This window comes from Paenibacillus sp. YYML68 (assembly GCF_027923405.1).
Classification (GTDB): domain Bacteria; phylum Bacillota; class Bacilli; order Paenibacillales; family NBRC-103111; genus Paenibacillus_G.
Genome location: NZ_BQYI01000001.1, coordinates 286,961 through 306,360, shown reverse-complemented (window position 1 = coordinate 306,360; position 19,400 = coordinate 286,961). Strand labels below are relative to the sequence as shown.

The 19,400-nt window shown below is 48.6% G+C and carries 17 protein-coding genes and 1 pseudogene; 6 read left to right on the top strand and 12 right to left on the bottom strand.

Going from position 1 to position 19,400, the window contains the following annotated elements; genetic code table 11:
* Positions 1-231 precede the first annotated feature (231 nt).
* From PAE68_RS01430 to PAE68_RS01420, 3 genes are all read left to right on the top strand, one after another.
* Positions 232-597 carry a VOC family protein gene (locus PAE68_RS01430; protein WP_281883362.1) on the top strand — a complete coding sequence of 122 codons (366 nt, stop codon included), beginning with the start codon at positions 232-234 and terminating at the stop codon, positions 595-597.
* A gap of 19 nt (positions 598-616) precedes the next feature.
* The gene (locus PAE68_RS01425) at positions 617-1,153 is read left to right on the top strand and encodes a winged helix-turn-helix transcriptional regulator (protein WP_281890847.1); all 537 of its coding nucleotides are present in this window, start codon (positions 617-619) and stop codon (positions 1,151-1,153) included.
* A gap of 649 nt (positions 1,154-1,802) precedes the next feature.
* On the top strand, positions 1,803-3,422 hold the full coding sequence (locus PAE68_RS01420) for a hypothetical protein (protein ID WP_281883360.1): 1,620 nt from the start codon (positions 1,803-1,805) through the stop codon (positions 3,420-3,422).
* A gap of 459 nt (positions 3,423-3,881) precedes the next feature.
* Here PAE68_RS01420 and PAE68_RS01415 read toward each other — a convergent pair whose 3' ends face one another.
* The 4 genes from PAE68_RS01415 to PAE68_RS01400 all read right to left on the bottom strand — a co-directional run bounded on the left by PAE68_RS01415 (position 3,882) and on the right by PAE68_RS01400 (position 7,666).
* Positions 3,882-4,760, bottom strand: coding sequence for an IS3 family transposase (locus PAE68_RS01415; protein WP_281883358.1), 879 nt, complete (start codon positions 4,758-4,760; stop codon positions 3,882-3,884).
* A gap of 53 nt (positions 4,761-4,813) precedes the next feature.
* Positions 4,814-5,140: a transposase gene (locus PAE68_RS01410; protein ID WP_281883356.1), complete on the bottom strand. Its 327-nt coding sequence runs from the start codon at positions 5,138-5,140 to the stop codon at positions 4,814-4,816.
* A 293-nt stretch (positions 5,141-5,433) separates the two neighbouring features.
* Positions 5,434-5,766: a hypothetical protein gene (locus PAE68_RS01405; protein ID WP_281883354.1), complete on the bottom strand. Its 333-nt coding sequence runs from the start codon at positions 5,764-5,766 to the stop codon at positions 5,434-5,436.
* A gap of 7 nt (positions 5,767-5,773) precedes the next feature.
* Positions 5,774-7,666 (bottom strand): DEAD/DEAH box helicase, encoded by a 1,893-nt coding sequence (locus PAE68_RS01400; RefSeq protein WP_281883352.1) that lies wholly within the window; start codon positions 7,664-7,666, stop codon positions 5,774-5,776.
* A 151-nt stretch (positions 7,667-7,817) separates the two neighbouring features.
* On the opposite strand from PAE68_RS01400, the pseudogene PAE68_RS01395 reads away from it, so the two are divergent.
* Together PAE68_RS01395 and PAE68_RS01390 are read left to right on the top strand one after the other, a co-directional pair.
* Positions 7,818-8,897: pseudogene (locus PAE68_RS01395) on the top strand (IS1634 family transposase); the annotation flags it as partial.
* Between the two features lie 140 nt (positions 8,898-9,037).
* The gene (locus tag PAE68_RS01390; RefSeq protein ID WP_281883349.1) at positions 9,038-10,816 is read left to right on the top strand and encodes a hypothetical protein; all 1,779 of its coding nucleotides are present in this window, start codon (positions 9,038-9,040) and stop codon (positions 10,814-10,816) included.
* A gap of 178 nt (positions 10,817-10,994) precedes the next feature.
* Here the strand turns inward: PAE68_RS01390 and rlmH are convergent, their stop codons facing one another.
* The 3 genes from rlmH to PAE68_RS01375 all read right to left on the bottom strand — a co-directional run bounded on the left by rlmH (position 10,995) and on the right by PAE68_RS01375 (position 13,263).
* Positions 10,995-11,474, bottom strand: a complete 480-nt coding sequence (gene rlmH / locus PAE68_RS01385; protein WP_281883346.1) for a 23S rRNA (pseudouridine(1915)-N(3))-methyltransferase RlmH — start codon at positions 11,472-11,474, stop codon at positions 10,995-10,997.
* A 133-nt stretch (positions 11,475-11,607) separates the two neighbouring features.
* Positions 11,608-11,775 (bottom strand): CxxH/CxxC protein, encoded by a 168-nt coding sequence (locus PAE68_RS01380; RefSeq protein ID WP_281883344.1) that lies wholly within the window; start codon positions 11,773-11,775, stop codon positions 11,608-11,610.
* Between the two features lie 252 nt (positions 11,776-12,027).
* Positions 12,028-13,263 carry a S1C family serine protease gene (locus tag PAE68_RS01375; RefSeq protein ID WP_281883341.1) on the bottom strand — a complete coding sequence of 412 codons (1,236 nt, stop codon included), beginning with the start codon at positions 13,261-13,263 and terminating at the stop codon, positions 12,028-12,030.
* A 257-nt stretch (positions 13,264-13,520) separates the two neighbouring features.
* Between PAE68_RS01375 and PAE68_RS01370 the strand changes: the two genes are divergently transcribed.
* Positions 13,521-13,760, top strand: coding sequence for a hypothetical protein (locus PAE68_RS01370; RefSeq protein ID WP_281883339.1), 240 nt, complete (start codon positions 13,521-13,523; stop codon positions 13,758-13,760).
* 60 nt (positions 13,761-13,820) lie between these two features.
* Here the strand turns inward: PAE68_RS01370 and PAE68_RS01365 are convergent, their stop codons facing one another.
* Genes PAE68_RS01365 through yycF form a run of 5 tightly spaced genes read right to left on the bottom strand, consistent with a single transcriptional unit; the run spans position 13,821 to position 19,358 of the window.
* Positions 13,821-14,624 (bottom strand): MBL fold metallo-hydrolase, encoded by an 804-nt coding sequence (locus tag PAE68_RS01365; RefSeq protein WP_281883337.1) that lies wholly within the window; start codon positions 14,622-14,624, stop codon positions 13,821-13,823.
* 38 nt (positions 14,625-14,662) lie between these two features.
* The gene (gene yycI / locus PAE68_RS01360; protein ID WP_281883335.1) at positions 14,663-15,412 is read right to left on the bottom strand and encodes a two-component system regulatory protein YycI; all 750 of its coding nucleotides are present in this window, start codon (positions 15,410-15,412) and stop codon (positions 14,663-14,665) included.
* Positions 15,413-15,443: 31 nt separating this feature from the next.
* Positions 15,444-16,730 carry a YycH family regulatory protein gene (locus tag PAE68_RS01355; RefSeq protein ID WP_281883333.1) on the bottom strand — a complete coding sequence of 429 codons (1,287 nt, stop codon included), beginning with the start codon at positions 16,728-16,730 and terminating at the stop codon, positions 15,444-15,446.
* Complete coding sequence (gene walK, locus PAE68_RS01350) at positions 16,727-18,625, bottom strand: cell wall metabolism sensor histidine kinase WalK (protein WP_281883331.1); 1,899 nt, start codon at positions 18,623-18,625, stop codon at positions 16,727-16,729. Before walK ends, PAE68_RS01355 begins: the two co-directional genes overlap by 4 nt.
* Positions 18,615-19,358: a response regulator YycF gene (gene yycF, locus PAE68_RS01345; protein WP_281883330.1), complete on the bottom strand. Its 744-nt coding sequence runs from the start codon at positions 19,356-19,358 to the stop codon at positions 18,615-18,617. The genes walK and yycF overlap by 11 nt, the downstream gene beginning before the upstream one ends.
* Positions 19,359-19,400 lie beyond the last annotated feature (42 nt).

Genomic DNA, 19,400 nt, shown 5'->3' with positions numbered 1-19,400 from the left:
TCTAAACCAAGCTACTCGGGCCTCATCTATCTTCTCCCCCCTTTCATCGCTCCAACCCCGTTAAACGCCTCTACGCCCTTCCCATGCGAAAAATTTCGCCTCACTTATGGTAAGGTTCTCCGCGCTGTCTATAACGGCACTTTTTTAGTTAACAGAAAAGAATCTTTACTTTACTACCGAAAATATATCTGATACAATATCGGTATTGAAAACCCAAAAGGAGGAAGTTAAATGTATATTCCTGGAACTACAGTTTGGTATAATGTGAAAAGCATAGAGCGTTCATTGGCGTTTTATACCGAGCAGCTAGGCTTTGAATTGGTTTTTCACGATAAAGAAGGTGGAATGGCCTTGGTCAATACAAATACAAAGGATTGCTCTATCGGATTTTCCGAAGCGGAATCCGTTATTCCTTCCACATCTTCTACCGTGTTCGATGTGGAGAATATGGACAAGGCAGTGGAAACATTGAAACAAAAGGGCGTTTCTTTCATCGGAGACATTGAAACTATCCCCGACTATGGGAAATTTGCGACATTTGCCGATCCTGATGGCAATTCTCTCATGCTCTCGGAGATGCAAGGTGCAACGGAGTAAGGAGCATATTGTGCTTCAAATGTCGCAGGAAGTTTCGGGACGGTGGACCGCTCCGATCTTACTGGCGCTTGAAGCTTCCGGCGGTAGATTCACGCCGCTGCAGAACCAATTGAGCATTGCACCGGCCCGGCTAAGCGACAATTTGAAGCAAATGGCCGAGGCCGGCTTAATTCAGCATTTGTCGCCGTACGAGCGGCGTCATCCATTACTTCCGGAGTATCTGTTAACCGAAAAAGGCAAGCTATATCGGGAAATAGCTCAAATGATCAGGAGCGCTGAAGTGGATATCGGGCACGGAGTTTTGTCCGCCAAAGCATGGAACATCCCAGTGCTACTGGCACTTCATATGGGCTATGACCGATTTCAGAACATTCGAAATGCGTTGCAGCATGCAACGCCTCGCATCCTTTCGACACGGCTTGACGAACTGAATGCCGAAGATTTGATTCGCAAGCAAATCTCCGAACAGCCACGGCCTTCGTTTTTGTATGGGTTGGCTGCCCGAACGGTCAAACCGGTTGACCGGATGGCGGTCGATTTATTTTCACTTGTATGAGAGATTGTCTGGAAGATGAATCCAAAAACTTTTTTGAACTGGCCCCTTCCGCCAAAACGGCGGAGGGGCTTTTGCTTTTCGTAAGTAAAGGTCCCCCTCCAGATAGCGCATCGTTTCGTGACCTCAAAAAGCTCGCAGAAGCCCGTTAGTGCTGACTTTGACGCCAAGCGTGGCCCATCCCAAACTCATGCCCGGAAAAATGTCTTTCCAAGCCTACTGCGGGATTTTCCGAAAAAACTTGCCGTTACTTATGATACGGTTCAGCATATCATCAATAAGGCGAAATTTTTTTGCCGCCACGGCGTACTAATTTTCGGTTAATATTTATTTGAGCTCTTAATTTACTCTTAACAGGAGTAAAAGTAAAAATTACTTCACAGTTAGGACAGAGGTTTGAAGCGGCGAATGGCTGTGCAAATCCACAACTCGCCGTCACTTGATGATTAGGCTAGTTGGGAAGTAGCATTATAAATGGCCGTGACAGATAAAATGATATGTCTGTGTTCAAAAACGTTGTAATTACAGCATTCTTTTAAAAATTTCCTTGCTTTCAAAATATAAAGAATAATATTTTAATAAGGGCAGCGTGACAACTTGTCCCCCTTTAAGCTATACTACTAATAGCCACACAAATCAAGGGGGCTTTCTGTTGGATCAAGAACTTTCATGGGAAAATACTATTAAGGAGCATTTTTCTCAAGGTGACATTTTCCTTGCCGCAACAGAATTGGTTGATTTCCTTAGCGAGAAACTGAACATTTCAAGAGTTTACGCTAGGCAACTAATTAAGAGAGCAGTTGATAAGAAGCTAATTAAAAATAGTCATCCTTTCAAATTTAGAAATAACCAATATGTTTATATGGCACCCAATAAACATCTAGACCTAGATACATTGATTCAACTATCAAAAGAATATAAGCCTTCAATGTACCGACCGCTTGCTTTATTAAAAAGAGAAGGAAATATTCTTTCGTTTTATGAGGCGAGGAAAGCTGCAGCAACTCCGGTTGAAAACATTGAACGATATAAACTTACGAAGTTGGATGAAGAAATTAAAGAATTGATTACTAATGATTTCCTTTATTCTATAAAAGATGAAGAAAGAGATATCACATATCTAGCTATAAAGGAACTACAAGATAGTCCAGAAATTACTCGATTAATGAGATTACATTACGAAAAGATGCGCCTTGATAGTATGTTTATCCCAGATATATTGCGTTGGTTAAGGGAGCATAATTTTATTGATTCTGAATCCCCTTTATATCGGCGGATTGATAACCCTTCTATTGGCGCTAAACACAATGATTTTTTGTGGGATGTATGTACCTATACAAATACAACCGGCTTCGCAATCAATGTCGGTAAAAAAGAAAAGCAGACACTCGTAGTTTTAGATGTCTTAGTTCATCGCGAATACTTAAAAGTAGACCTAGATGGTTTTTATAATCGGATACAATCTGTAAGAAACAGTACACAATCTGGGGTGCGAAAAATTCTACCCATTATTTTTTATGTTGATATTGATGAAGGGGTCAAGAAAGAAATTGGCAGATTAAACCTTCTCCACTTTTCGTTACAAAGTATTTTTGGAAGGGAAGTAACGGAACTAATTCAAAGATTGGATACACTCCAGAAATCACTTAATAAACCCATACAACACGACGATAATAATACAATTGCCATTATTGAAAATGTTGAAAAATCATTAAAATTAATGGATGAGACTGGTCATCTCGACAACTTACAGAACTTAAAAGGTGATATGTTTGAATCATTAATGTATGTAGTCATATCAAACCTTTTTCCTCAAAACAGTAGGATAGAGCATTCAAAAATATTAAAACCATATGAATATGATGTAATAGTTCAACGTCATGATGAAATTATTATCTTTGAACTTAAAGGCTTTAAGAATACTACCATTGTAAACTTGGGGGATAACCAAACAAAAAATACTGTGAAATGGTTCTTTGGAAAAACTTTGCCCCACGCTAAAGTAAAATATACAATGCCTTTAACAGCTTTTGGTTATGATAAATCAAAGATAAAGGCATGTTATATAACTTCTGCTAATTTTTCTACAGAGGCAACTTCATGGCTAGAAAAAACCAATGAGAGTAAGCTAAAACCAAAGAAACTGGATTGCTACTATGATAGAAAAAAGTTGCTTTCTCTTATCAAATCAGATGAAAATTTAGAAAGTATGCGAGCGACCACTGGGTTTGTAAGCTTATTAGAAAAGTACTACCTCAAGGAACTAACCTAGGTCTCTTCTTGCAACTACAATAACAATATCAACTCCCACTCTTGACTAGAATTTTCGTGGCCACGAAGTAAACATCCGCCTTGGTCGAGACCGTTTTGTGCATCATGCATCCATCGGAAGTTACATTGAACAAGTCGGTTAAACACCCTTATTATGGACACCGCACCTCTTATTCGATATCAATCGTACAATTGCTTTAACTTTCTTCGTTTTTCGCCGAATTCAGATATACATTGGATCAATTCAGTCGACTTTCCATCGGCCGCTCCAAAGGCATCCTTGACGCTGAGCCTCCGACGGATATGATGAGGCATCCCTGCCGGCATCCCCCTAGGGCGCTCCCTACGGTCGCTTGGGGCTGCTAGCCGGACCAGCCTATCATATCCGCCTTCTCAGCATCAAGGACCGCTTCGCTTGCCTTTTCCACTGGTTCAGCTTGCAAACGGACATAACGATTTATTAAACCTTAATCTGCTTAGGCTTCACAATGCCTTGCTTCACCGCTTCCATATAGTCATATGGGGATAAGTCGTAGATGCTGCCATGGATGCGGATTCGATTGTAGTCTTGTATAAACTGACTCACAACTTCATAGGCCTGTGGATAAGACTCGAACTCATGGCGCTGGTAGCACTCCGCCTCTATTATCGAATGATACGATTCGATGTGAGCGTTCTTATTCGGCGTCTTAGGCGGGATACGCTCGTGGATCACACCAAACTCATCACACGCATTTTCGAAGAGATTGCTAATGAACTGTGGACCGTTATCGGAGCGTATGACCGGCTTCTCAGCCTTTTCAAAGAGCTGGCGTTTCATGAGCGCTTCCTGCGTGATCTGGACGAGATGCCTGGCTTCACAGGTCAATCCAATGTGGTATGAAACGATGGCGCGATCAAACACGTCTATGATGCTCATAAGAAAGAAAAATCGTTGCTCGCCCTGGACCCACCCATACTTGATATCCGTTTCCCATAACTGGTTGGAGCCCGTTATCTCGCGATTGTTAGCAAGTCGCTTCGGATGCTTTACTGTTATTTTGCGCTGCGGCCGAAGCACGTTCATTTGCTTGCAAAGGCGATAGACCTTCTTCTTGTTAATCTCCATCTGATGGCGTCTTCGAAGAAGCACGGTCAGCTTGCGGTAACCGTAGTTTGCGCCTTCGCCGGCTAAGAACTCCATGATCCATTCGCATATTTGTTCATCACTGATTGGCTTGCCTTCTTGTGTATATGATAAACCAGGTGCGGGGCGCCCGACCCTGTGGACAGTCTCTTGAGATTGCTGCTTACTTCTGTTCGCATGTGCATAATACGTGGACCGCTCTACTTCCAGCACACGTAGCACAAAGCTAATGTTGTTGCCTTCTCGGATATACTTCTGGGCGATCTCTATTTTATCCGCAAGTGTGGGTTCGTTTTTTTTAGCAGGTCTTTGAGAATGTCCCTCTCTAAAGCTTGCTCTGCAAAGAGCTTCTTCAGCTTCTCATTCTCTTTCTGCAGCTGCGCATAATCTTCTGCGGTGGGCACATACTTCGCTTGCTTGAAGCTGGCTCCATCCAATTGATCCAGATCCTTTCGGTTCAGCTCTCTAGCCCACCGCAGCACCATCTTCGGATCCAGTTCATGTTGTCTTGCAACAGCAGTCATGTTGCCAATTTCGTTGCCCTTGGCAACCACCATCTTTTTAAATTCTAGATCATACTGCTTCTTCTTCATTTCGTTCCCCTCCGCCTCAATATTATTGTATCGGAGTAAGGGGTGTACTGTCCAAATTCATTTAGGGGCTAAATAGAAGTCATCATTTACAAAGAAGCATGTCGGAGTCATCTTCAAGCTGGACACAAGCGGGCATTCCACTAGATGGCACCGACTTTAATACTCTTGCCGCTACTTTCGCCAAAAAAATGACTTGCTCAGGATGAAGCAGGATGTGGTGAGAAACTAAACAAGCCCGCCTCTGTACAGAGAAGACTGGCTTGTTTTTTTAAATTCATTTTGATTCATAACCATTACGCGGCCATTAATCTCATTATTTCTTCTAACTTCGAAAGATCACCCGACTTTTTAAGCAAATCGATAATGACTTCCATCCGATCATACAAAATACTCATACACTCCCCTTCGATCATTTCCACCCGTTGTAAAATTTGATTCTGATTGAAATAATAAATAGCCTCTACCTGTTCACCCTCATCAATAAATACAAGGGTTGCCATTAAACCATCTAAATGACTTTCAAAGCGTACATCGAGATAGGCTGGATCACTTAGATTTTGGAGAAGATCATGTGGCAGCACTGGGCTGAGGTAAATTGCATCATGAATTTCTTTAATTAAGGTCATTCAATCATCACTCCTTTCCTAAATTTGAGTTTATAACATCTAAAGTATGCTCTACAAGTGAATCCAAATATTCTTCAGCCCGATAATAATCATCAATCCTCCAAGTTTCTCGAGCACCGAATTGTTCCTTGGTTCTGGTATTGAAGTAAATCGAGATAATTGCAGCGTTATCATTTGCAGGATTGCTCCCTATCCATCTATACTTTGGTGGCAATACATCAGCAAACTCTCTACCTTCCTTTTCGACTTCAAAGTGAGCTATGAAATGAGCGGGAAGATCTTGATAGATTCGATTGTGAAATCTTTCCCGTATGAGCATCCTATATTTCTTGGGATTCTTAAGCTCAGGCCTTGTCTGAGCAGGCTTTTGTTGAGAGAGTAAAAACTTTCTTACTTCTTCCTCACCCAACTCAGGCATTGATTCTTTAAACAGATTAATTTTCCGTTTCAATTCTTCTTCAAACTTTTGGTTCTCGATTATTAAGTCACTGACAATATAGTGATCTGCTTCGATTGTCAGTTCTTCACTCACTTCGATGCTTGCTGTACTCTTATCGTATGCCCCAGATTTCCCTAATAACTTTCCTTCTAATTTTCTCTCGCTTCGCTCCTGCTTTTTTACTTTTTCGATGATAGAGCATATCTTCATTTCTTTCTGATATTCTTTCCAAAGAGCATCAAGACCGAGATCAACATGTGCAATCACAGTGGCAATGTTATCAGAAGGTTTATTGACTTCACTATCCGGGACTTTTCGAAGAACTCTTCCTATAAACTGTGAGTAAGGTGCCAATGACTTATAAGGGCGGAATATTGCAGCAACTGATAAGTATGTATGGTCATAACCCTCCCCTAACATAGCAACATGTATTATAGCATCACATCTATGATTCTCCACATCTGCAAGAATCCTATCTCTAATTGATTTATCCAAACCGCTATGAATAACCAGAGCATAAACGCCCTTTTTATGGAAAAGTTCTTGCAGTCGCTCCGCATGAAAAATGCTACAAGCCACTGCAATAATTTTATGCGGTACACTAGAACCCTCTTTTTTACCTTTCCATACATTTATAGCCTCATCGATAATTTGATTGTTACATTCAGGAGAAAGCGCTACGCTTCTTTGCACATAGTCTTCATCCTTTATTCCCATTTCAATAATTTCTTGCACAGTGTAGCGCCTGTTTTCGTCTTCATCTATTGTTAAGTACAGTTCATTAGGGATTAGCCTGAAGTTTTCCAAAGACTTTACTATCTTTAGTTGCATAGCTCTTCCTAAACGATAGTCAGTTACAACCTTACCTTCAATTGGCTTCCGATCTGTTCTAAAAGGCGTACCCGTTACTTTGACTACCTTCGCATTCTTAAAATATTCTAATGCCGTTCTCCATGTTGTGGCTGGCGAATGATGAGCTTCATCAATAATAATCATATCGAAAAAGTCGGGAGACACTTTCTTTAATAAGGAGTTTCTAAACTGAGCGCTGAGCTTATGTATATTTAAAATGACAATATTACTATGCTCCAACTCATGAAGGAGAGTATTATTATCATACTCTGTAACGGTGGGAAGTTGTTCATATGAAGAAAACACCTTTCTTTCAAGCCAAAAATTCGTCGGAACAGAAGGATCAAGGGATTCCACAACATGATCTTTAATAACAAGTTGTGGTGTAATAATAAGAACCCTACCAGTTGATATCCCATATGGTACAAGAGCCATGACGCCAGTTTTTCCAGCGCCTGTCGGCAATACAATGACAGCATCTCTTGTTGATTTGTCTTCCACAAAGTGCTTATATGCATCCAAATAAGCTAAAATCTGAGGTTCTCTAAGTTCCTCATTATCCACTATCTCCGGATCAGACAACATAAAATAATTTGAAACAAACGACATTCTGCGACTACCCCCCCAAATGTGTTGGAACGAATTTCCTTACATTTAAAAGTTCGTCAGAATTATGTGATCCCCTTCAAATCATTGAAAAAAACCAAAAAAATATATATAAAATCTGGTAGGAGGCTACCCATTAGTTGTGTAGCCGACCTCCCACACCACCGTGCGTACCGTTCGGTACACGGCGGTTCCATTAGGTGTCCAATACGGCCGAAATAAAGAAGACTATTCATTGGAGCAACTGAACTTGGCGTTGGTGTTTGGTGAAACCTCCAACCTGCCGTTCTATTACCGTAAGCTGGCGGGGAATATTCCGGATGCGAAGACGATTACAAATTTACTCTCGGATTTCTCTACACTTGGATTTTCGAAGGTCAAGTTGGTGATGGATCGCGGCTTCTACAGTGAGGGAAACATCAACGCACTGTTCAAGGCACATTTGAAGTTTTTGATCTCAGCCAAAATGTCCCTGTCTTTCATTCGCAAAGAGTTGGACGGCATCTATGATCAATTTCGCTCCTACGAACACTTCAATGAAAAATATGAGCTCTATCGCCATACCGTGCCGACGCAGTGGAACTACACCGAGCATCGTCTCTACAAAGGAGATACACTCACAGAACAGAGGCGTATGTACATTCACTATTACTACAACATTGACAAAGCTGCCGAGGATGAAAAAGCACTTGATCGCAAATTGTTCGGTTTGCTAAAGGAACTGGAGTCTGGCAAACGAGTTCCGGAGCATGAGACGCTGTACAAGAAGTACTTTGAGGTCAAGACCACGCCCAAACGGGGACCGCGGGTAACGGTGAATGAAGAGGCTGTAGCAAAGACCAAACGATATTATGGTTACTTTGCCCTAGTCACTAACGAAACGATGGATGCCGACACAGCCCTGGAGCTATACCGGAATAAGGATGTTGTGGAGAAGGCCTTTGGCAACTTGAAGGAACGGCTCAACATGCGCCGCACATTGGTATCTTCTGAGCAAAGCCTAGATGGCAAGCTGTTTGTTGAATTCGTAGCCCTCATTTATCTTTCTTACATCAAGAAACAAATGCAAGGCACCGGTTTATTCAAGAAATACACGATGCAAAGCACACTGGATAAGCTTGATGTTATTGAGTGCTTTGAAGCCCCCGGTCAACAACTGCGTGTTGGGGAACTTTTGGAGAAGCAGAAGGAGATCTACACCAATCTGGGGATTGAGCCGCCATCATCGTTATGAGTTCCCGGGAATCCAGGGTGTAAGACTTTGCGCGGACCGGACATCGACCCTTCTCTCACTATTCTTATCAATTGGGTGGTTCGACATTTTTAACCACCACATGGTACTATAGTTATATAACCCTATGGGAGGCTTGTACTATGATAGATCGTCTTATTTTAAATGATGCTGCGTATTTTTATCATAGTACAGGCAGACTCACTTCTACTCTAATTAATTCAGTATTTCAATCGGTGTCCAGGCAAAAAACTGGACGATTCGTCGCCAAGTTCGTTAATGAAACTAGAAACATTAGCGAAAAAGTGATCACTTATTCATTATGCGTATTTAAAACAAAGGGAAAACCAAGTTTTCTTGACTCTGAAGGAACGGAAGAGGAGCTTAAATATGCCTACCTCTTATTAATTCAATATTCTGATATGTTAATTGTGAGCAAAAAGAATGTCAGTGGTGTTGAAAGAATGCTTTCTAATTATATTATTGAAATTAATTATGTAACTATATCACGTCTATTTCTTAGTGACAGAGCTTTTTTCGAAAAATTTTCAATGTCAAATATGGATGTGAGCGATAAAGCAGTTAGAAGAAGGAACATTGAGGCAATGGATTTGAAAAGCTCATTTTCACCTATATACGCGAGCAAATATATTTTAAATTCTATTAGGATTAAAGATCAAGATAGCAATAGAATAACTCTTGCTTTGAGCACCTCTAGAATAAACAGATTAGGCAGAAAAGGCTCGTTTGATGATTATCTACAATGGGTTATTCAAGTTGTAGATAAAATAAAAAATTTTGAGTTGCATGAAAGTTACTTAGATAACTTCTCTACCCCTTTAAAGGTTCAAGAGACACTGAATAGGCTAGTTCCTACTAGTGTACTCTTTCATTTCGGAGATTTACTAGACCAATTAGATCGTGGGGAAATCGAACGAATTGAATATCGAATCGACGAAAACAAAAAGAGATATGTTGATCTTCAAGGCTTCATCGACTCTTTTGGTACTTTTTGTGAGATTAGTGCTGTCGAAATCGGAGAGACAGGCAAATTCCTGTACAAAGTTTTAAACCCGGTGGATAAAAAACTGCTCTTGAAAAAAAACAAAAATTCCATAAAAGTTAGTTCTGCCAGACTTAAAAACATTTACATTGTCTACTCAGGCTCTGAGGTTAGACTTATTGACTATATTAATAGTGCACAGAGTTTTATAGTAACATTTTCCGAGTTCGATATTGTATATACTAATAAAAGATTATTCCAGGACAGTAAGCTTTTGGCCAATTTAGACTCCTTTATGGATGTTTTGGAAGAACAGCAGGAGTTAACAACCATCCACTCTGAAAAAGGTAAAATTGAACCCCACATGACTTCTTTCGAAGGAGATACTCTCTTTAGTTTCATTGATTCAGTCTTAGCAATAGATCCGGAATACCTATTTTGTGATGATCTGGGGAATGAGTTTGCGGATTTCATATCCATTTATAATCAAAACAGTATTTGCTATTACCATGCCAAATACGCCACTTCCCAGTTTTCAGCCAGTGACTTCCAAGTTGTAATCGGCCAAGCATTAAAGAATATTGGAAATATGAGCCCATCAAATGCACAACTTGAACAGAAGAAGACACGTTGGAGCTCACTATACTCTGGATCAAACATACCGATGATGCGAAGAGGCGACAGCGTTGAAAATGGGGTTATTGCTTTTACAAAAACATTAAATCATCCAAATACAATAAGTCATATATATATCGTAGTTAATTATCTCTCAAAGAGTAGAGTTCTTTCTGAACTAACTGCGTTGAGAGAAGGACGTAGTACCTCAGCACAAAGTGTTCAGCTATTTTGGTTATTTTCGTCCTTTATTTCTACCTGTAAGGAATTAGGTTTCCAAGCACATATAACCTGCAAACCATAGCTGACCTTAAATTTACAATTAGAAAATGTAGGTCAAAAAGGTACACGAACACCTTCTCTCTGCCGAAGCATCCAACAGTCCGCCTACATGGCTGTTTCCCGAGGTGCTACTACCTTCACCCTATTCCTCAGGGGCCACTTCCCGTGCCCCGCAAGCATGAAATGCTAAAAATTTCGCCTCATTTGTGATACGGTTCCCCCCGCACAATCTTAAACGCCCTGTACACCTGCTCCACCAACACCAGCCGCATCAGCTGATGCGGCAGCGTCATCCGCCCGAACGACAGCTTCAGGTCGGCCCGCTTCAGCACCTCCGGCGCTAGCCCCAGCGAGCCGCCGATAACGAAGGCGACGTGGCTGCGCCCATACACGGCGAGGTCCTCGAGCTGCCGCGCGAGCTCCTCGCTCGACAGCGTGCGGCCGTCGATCGCCAGCGCGATGACGTACGTCTGCTCGCGCAGCTGTGCCAGCAGGCGCTCGCCCTCGCGCTGCTTCACCTGCGCCTCCTCGGCGGCGCTAATCGTCTCAGGTGCCTTCTCGTCAGGCACCTCGACCAGCGTCACCTTCGCATACGGCCCGAGACGTTTCACATACTCCGCGATCCCCTGCACGAGATAATTCTCCTTCAGCTTCCCTACCGATATGATCTGTATATTCACAAGCAGCCGCCCCCTGTCTCATCATCTCTTCCAATAACCCAAGCCTACCTGCACAATCCCGTTCCACGTGCAACATTACCTCTCTCCGCATACAAAAAAAGAAGGCCGCAGCACGACCCTCTTCAGCGAACAGCTATACAACCAAAAACTGGCCCCGACACGTGCAACGCTCGCAATGCTCCGGCGGTGTCCATGCCGAGAACGTCGTCTTCTCCAGATCGACAATATCCGGTGCATCCTCATATTCGTCCACGAACATATCAATCGCTAGCTCCAGATGCTCTTTACATACGATGTGCATATTGATTCTGACCCCTTTATCGTTCCCCTGGCAATTGCTTATGCTGTGAGTGATCGTCTGAAATAAGTACTATTAGTGTACCCTAAAGCGCTCCATCTCACAACCTGCCTTCGGCAACAAGGGGTCCTTACCAGCCGCGGAGCGGAAGCCAGCCGCCCCAGCACGCCAGCCAAGACACCAAGAGAAGCACCGCAAGCGCCTTACCTAAGCGCTCCTACCCCACACAAGCTCCCGCACTTCCCCCAGCTCACCCTACTTCTCCTGCAGCTCCTCCAGCGTCACCGTCACGTTCTGCTTCTTGCCGCCGCGATAGTACGTCACCTTCAGCTTGTCGCCGATCCGCTTGCTGCCGTACACATACTTGCGCAGCGACAGCGTGCTGTCGATCGGAGTGCCGTCGAGCTCCACGATCACATCGCTGCTCGCGAGCCCCGCCGCCTTCGCCGGGCCGAGCACCTCGAGAATGAGCACGCCCTCATTCACATCCTTCGGCAGCTTCAGCTCCTCCGTCCCCTGGAACGACTGCAGATCCTGCGTCACGACACCGATATATGGACGCTTCACCTTATGATCCTTGATCAACGCATCGATGATGCCGCGCGCCTGATTGATCGGAATCGCGAACCCGATTCCCTCCACACCCATATCCGCCACCTTCAGCGTATTGATGCCGACCACCTTGCCGTCGAGATTGACGAGCGCTCCGCCGCTGTTGCCTTGGTTGATCGCCGCGTCCGTCTGGATCAGGTCCATCTCCCAGTCGAACTCACCCTCGCGGCCCAGTGTCACCGGAATCGTACGCTTCGGCCAGCTGATGATACCCTTCGTCACCGTAGGGGCGAAGCCGAGCCCGAGCGGGTTGCCGACCGCGATCGCGGTCTCCCCCGGCTGCAGCGCGTCCGAATCGCCGAACTCCGCGATCTCCTTAATGCCGCTTCCATCGATCTCTAGCACGGCCAGATCCGTAATCTGATCACGACCGAGCAGCACCGCAGGGCGCTTCTCCCCCGTCACCGTAATCGCATCCAGCTTCGTGAACCCCTCCACCACATGGTTGTTCGTCACGATCCGTACCTTATTGCCCTCCTTGGAGAAAATAACGCCAGACCCCAGACCCATCGACCTCGCGTGCATCGTTGGCTCATCTGCGCCCGCCTCCGTCGTCCCGACAATGCTCACCACGGTCGGCCATACCTTGCCAGCCGCGCCAACGACCGTATCGCTCATCTGCTTCTCGCTCAGCGTTCCGCCCTTCAGACCGTGTGACGGCACCGCCAGAGCAGGTACAGCGGCACCCTCCGCCACGCTGTCCGCGTCCGAATGAGCCGCACCCACATACAGCCCCAGCGTCAGCACGATCAGTGCAGCGCCGCCTCCAGCCGCCAGCATCCAGCCCGGCACTCGGCCCAGCCAGCCGCTTCTTGGTAGCCGCCATGCTTCCCTGCGGGACATTCTGGTTGAATAGAACTCATCCTCGAATAAACTCACGCGTCTGTCCCCCATTTCCGGGCGCCGCTTCCTCTGCGGCTCATCCGTCTCGATCTCTTTCTCTCATCCCACGAACATACGAACCTTACAAGCCCATGAAGGCACCGCGCTAGCGGTAACGTCATCTTCTAAACTTTCAACAATAAGGAATAGTTTCTCTCTAACCAGACTAGAATATAGTCATAGAGCTTCACGCGCTACACGAACACGCACATGCACATGCACGCTAACCATTCGCCAACGGAAGGATGATCCGCTTGAATAGGAACACGAACCGCCTGCATACCCACCTCGAGGAGATCGCCTGGATCGCCAAGCTCGGAGGCGTGCAGGAGCACCAATACCGCAACTCCCTCCTGCTCAGCGCCGTCATCGAGCTGCTTCAAGAGAAGGGCATCCTCACGCTGGAAGAAATAACAGATAAAGCCCGCGCACTCGAGCAAGCCGACCTCCCTGCTCATCTACGCCAGGACGCCGACTACAAGGTGGCACCCTGACGCCATAGCGCCACTGGAAGCACCATCACTCCCCCTCGGGCCTCGAATGGAGCGATTCGATCAGTCTTCATCGATCCGATCCCATTCGGTCGCCCGGTCATAATACGTATCCATCAGCTTCGCCCGGTAATCGTCCGGTGCAAGCCTCTCTTCTAAGATGTTATTCACGGTAAGCCTGGCCAAATCCATCAGATTATGATCCCGGCTCAGATGCGCGAGATATACCCGCTTCGTTCGCTCACTCATCACGTCGAGCAGCGCTTCTCCAGCCGCTTCATTCGATAAATGCCCGACGTCGCTCAGAATGCGCCGCTTAATGTTCCACGGATACCGCCCCATGCGCAGCATCTCAATATCGTGGTTCGACTCGAGCACGAGCACGTCGCTGTCGCGGACCTGATCGGCCACCTTCGAGCTCATATACCCGAGGTCCGTTGCGACGCTGAGCTTCTGGTCCTGATGGTAGAAGCAATACCCGACCGGCTCAGCCGCGTCATGGGAGATGCCGAACGACTCCACCTGCAGCGAGCCGAACTCGCGGAGCTCCCCCGTCTGCATCGTGCAGCGGTTCGCCTCGGCGATCTCCCCAATATGCTTGTCCAGCGCCTCCCACGTCTTCTCGTTCGCGTACACGGGCAGGTCGAACTTGCGCGCAATCGCGCCCAGTCCCTTAATGTGATCGGCATGCTCATGCGTCACGACGATCGCATCGAGCTCGGAGGCCGACATCCCCTTCTCCTTCAGCAGCTGCTCCAGCTTCTTCGCGCTCAAGCCCGCGTCGATCAGCACCTTGCCTTCCTCTGTCGCCACGACGGTCGCATTGCCTGTAGACCCGCTCGCCAGCACTGTGAATCGTATACCCATAGCTTCTCCTGCCCTTGTATTCGTCTAGTGATGCTTCCTCATGATGCTGGCCGTATACGTTGAGGCGGCTCGACCGCCCCGTTAATCGCGTGCACCCAATACAGATCACCATTCCCCAGCGAGATGCGCCACGTCGGCACCATATAGAGCGTCTGGGAATTGTACAGCTGACCGTGATACCCGAGCCGCACGCCCGTAATGACCGTCCCCGGCTCCAGGTAGTTCTCCACCAGACTACGCAGCGCGATGTACGGCGAGATGACCGACTGCTCCGGCTGCGTTCCCTCCGACATAATGCGCACATACCCCTGCTGATATGACGTCACCATCCCGTCCTTCTCGAACAGCTTCAGCTGCGCCTCGAACATCGGCAGTGAGCCGTACAGCTGGTGGAATACGAACGTGCTCGTGTCGCTCGTCACCGGGTCGAACTGGTACGAATCCGTATTCGGAATGCCTGTCTTCGCCAGCATATCGGTGAATGTTCCTTTATTGATCAGCGGATCGAACTTGAACGGGGTCGGCACTGGAATCGGCCGCTCCACCTCGTGGTAATCATCGAAGCGAGCAACGATCTCCTTCAGCTTCTGCTTCTCCTTCGGTATATCTGCTGGCACTTGAATGTTCTTGAGCTTCAGCAGCTGCTGGAGCTCCTCCATCACCTGACTGTCCGGATTCACACCGAGCTCCAGCAGCTCCGTACGACTCGTGCTCAGCTGGAAGCCGAGCACCACATTGAGCAGCAGGAACGACAAGATCAAGATCGTTTTGGCGCGTCCCCAATCCATGCTACGACCTCCCTTATAGCCCCATCTATCCTTAGTTCAAAAATTCATACGTCCCATCATACAGCTCGACCGCCCACTTCGGCACCAGCTCCATCGTCTTGTCCGACAAGAACGGACGATACGCCGGGAACAGTGACACGATCTGCAGCCGCTTGCTGTACTGCTGCAGCATCGCCTCGAGCAGCTCGCCGCCGGGCAGCTCCGCTTCGCCACGCTTCACCGACTTCCAGTCCGGCAGCACCGTCGAGCGCTCGTAGCCGGAGACGACGTCCTTCTGCAGCGTAATGCGCATGTAGCCGACCTGCTCATCCCTCGTCCCGACAATCGGGTACGAGCCGTAATATTGGCGGAACACGTACGTCTGGTTGCCTGGCAGCAGCCGCTCCGGCATGCGTTGCACCCCGTACGCGCCGTTCCAGCCGCCGTGCTGGTTAATGAATTGCACCGCTGTCAGCAGGTTGCCGAGGTAGTTCACCCGATTATCGCTGGCCGGAGCCACTGGATCAGAATACGTCATCCAATGCTGACCGCTCTTCAGCTGCAGCCCCCGCTTGGAATCGGTATAGATCTCCGAGCCGTCCCGCTCCGTCAAGTTCCGAATAAGCGCCGGATCGACGAAGAACGTTCGCTTCAGCTGGTCTACCGTCATGAGCGTATAGCCGAGCGTGTAGGACGGCATCGGATACGACTTTTGCGGAATGTACATGTCGTTGAGGGTCGGCTTGTATGCCATATAGCTGCCGGCAGCGCTGACGAACCGCTCCTCGATATCCTTCGTCGTGAAGTCGGCCTTCGCCTCGTACACGACGTTGTACGTATCGGTGAACAGCAGCGTGCGTACCCGACTGGAATCCTCAGCGAAGATCCATATCTTCGTAATGACATCATGCTCTGGAGGCAGCTCCCCCTTAATCTGCAGCAGCTGCTGTAGCACGGTGAGCGGCAGGCCGTCGCGGAAGCGCAGCTCCACGCCCGGCTGCTTATTCCGCACCTCGTCCCAATTAATAGAGAGCGAGCTCATATTGGTCTTACGGAAGCCCTCCAGATATCGCTGCTTCACCGTCTGCAGCACCTCGGCATAAGGCGAGTTGTGCGCGTAGACGACCGTGTGCTGGCCCTCACCCAGATGAATGACGATGTGATCCGGGAACAGCATGTCATCGAGCGTCGCCTGTGTGCCGAGCAGCTCCGGCTTCACATATTCCTCCTGAATTAACGGCTGCTCGGGCTGCGGATAGCTGTAGGCGAGCAAGTAGCTCTGCACCAGACTTAGCAGCACGAGCAGCGTTAACGCGGCTGTCTTCAGCTTCTCGATCATCCGACTGCCTCCTCCTGCGGGTAAGGGAGCGTGAATGTCACCTTCGTCCCTTGACCGAGCTCCGATTCGAGCTGAATCGTTCCTCCATGCGCCTTCACAATTTCCCGGGCAATGGACAGCCCAAGGCCTGTGCCGCCCATCGAGCGCGAGCGCGCCTTATCGACGCGGTAGAACCGCTCGAAGATGCGGGCCTGATCCTTGCGCGGAATGCCGATACCGTTATCCTGCACCGACACCTCGAGCCTTGCCGGCTCCGGACAGCACGCCGCAATGCGGATGCGGCCTTGCTCCGGTGTATATTTGATCGCATTCGATACGAGATTGTCCAGCACCTGATCGATCCGATCGCGGTCGAGCAGAATCGGCTTCAGTCCTCGCTCCACCGCGACCTCGATCTCAATATCCCGCTGCTCCAGCTGGAACGAGAAACGGTCGGCGACCTCCTCGAGCATCTCCGCGACGTCCGTACGCTCCTTAGCAATGAGCGCCTGCCGCGAATCCAGCCTCGACAGCTGCAACAGATCGTTCACGAGCCGAATCATGCGCTCCGTCTCGTTGTGCGCCACATTGACGAACTTGCCCGCCAGCTGCGGCTCCTCAAGCGCCCCATCCTCCAGCGCCTCCAGATAGCTCTTGATCGTCGTCAGCGGCGTCCGCAGCTCGTGCGATACGTTCGCCACGAACTCACGACGGGACTGCTCCAGCTTCTCCTGCCCCGTCACGTCCTGCAGCACCGCGATCGTACCGACCGCGCCTCGGCCCTTGCTATGAATCGTCGTGAACGTCACCCGCACGAACAGCGGGTCGTCCTCCTCATCGTGCACGAACTGCAGCATCGTCGCATTATCCTCGCTCGCCTCCAGCTTGCGCACGACGCTCGGCGTCACGCCCAGCAGCTCCGAGATCGGCATGCCGAGCGTCGTATCCTCGTTCACCTTCAGCAGCTGCTTCGCCCGCCGATTGATGACGATAATGCGCCCTTGATCGTCAGAGGCGATCAAGCCGTCGTTCATGTTCGACAAGATCGAGGCGAGCTTCTCCTTCTCCTCCTCGTGCAGCGTCAGCGCCTCCTGCAGCCGCTCCATCATGAAGTTGAACGTCTGCCCGAGCTGACCGAGCTCGTCCTGCCCCATAATCTGCACCTTCTCATCGAAACGCCCCTCCGCAACGGCCGTCGCCTGCTTCGTCAGCGCCTTCACCGGGTTCGTGATCGTCGATGACAGGAATACACCGAGCACTGCCGTCAGCCCGAGCGCGATCAGCGTACCGGAGATGAAGAACCGGTTAATCCGGTTCATCGTGTTGTAGACCTCTTCCATCGAGGCGATAATATAGACCGCCCCGTATACTTTAATGCCGGAGCCGATTGGCTTGGCAATAATGAGCTTACGCGAGCCGTCGAGATCGACGAACATGCGCTGATTGTCCTTGATGCCCTGGAGTGCGCGCGTCACCTCGGTCTGCGTCGTCTTGCTGCCGACGACCGACTGGTTGCTGTCGAGCGAGCTCGTCAGCACGAGACCGTTCGCATCGATCAGCTGAATCTCTGCCTGGCCGCTTGCGAACAAGCTGTTCACCATCTGGTTCACATCGCCCAGCGTCCGCTTCGTCAGACGCTCCGTACCGCCTTTACCTGCATCCTGAAGCTGATTGTCGCGGAAATAATCCTCCGCATATTGCGCCAGCAGCCTCGCCTGGTAGTTGCGGTTATCGATGAAGTCCTTCTTCAGCGACCCCTCCAGCGTCTGGATGAAGTAGACGCCGATCAGCTGCATCGCGATCATAATAAGCAGCACATAAATAATGATCAGCTTCGCCTGAATCGAATGGAAGAATCGGTTGCTCTTCCCGTCAGCAGCAGCCGCACCGCTCATCTGCTTCACCTCAGCTGCCATATGAGCCTGGGTTAGACTTCGTGTTCTTCATCATGTAGCCGAGTCCGCGGCGTGTAATAATATACTCCGGACGGCTCGGGTCATCCTCCAGCTTCTCGCGCAGCCGGCGGATCGTCACATCGACCGTACGTACATCGCCGAAATATTCGAACCCCCACACCGCCTGCAGCAGATGCTCCCGCGTCATGACCCGGCCGCTATTCTTCGCTAGGTACTGCACAAGCTCGAACTCGCGATGCGTCAGATCCAGCGGCGTTCCGTCCTTATAGACGACATACATATCCGTATCGATGAACAAGCTCTGGACACGCAGCCCTTGGCGCTCGGCTTCCTTCTCGGTCACGGCAGCTGCCTCCGGCGCCGCCGCTGTCTGCTGCTGACGGCGCAGATGCGCCTTCACCCTAGCTAGTAGCTCCCGCGTACCGAACGGCTTCGTCACGTAATCGTCCGCTCCGAGCTCGAGCCCGAGCACCTTGTCGATCTCATTATCCTTCGCCGTCAGCATAATGATCGGCGTATTCAGCTTCGCCCGCACCTCGCGGCACACGTCCATCCCGTCCTTGACGGGCAGCATCAGGTCGAGCAGAATCAAGTCAGGGGACTCAGCATATGCCAGCTCCACCGCAGCTGCACCATCATAGGCAAGAATGACCTCATGACCTTCCTTCTCCAGGTTGAACTTCAATATATCGGCAATCGGCTGCTCATCGTCTACCACTAATATTTTCGCCACGGAATTCATCACCGCCTGTTATCGAGTCACTCGAGCGCTTCA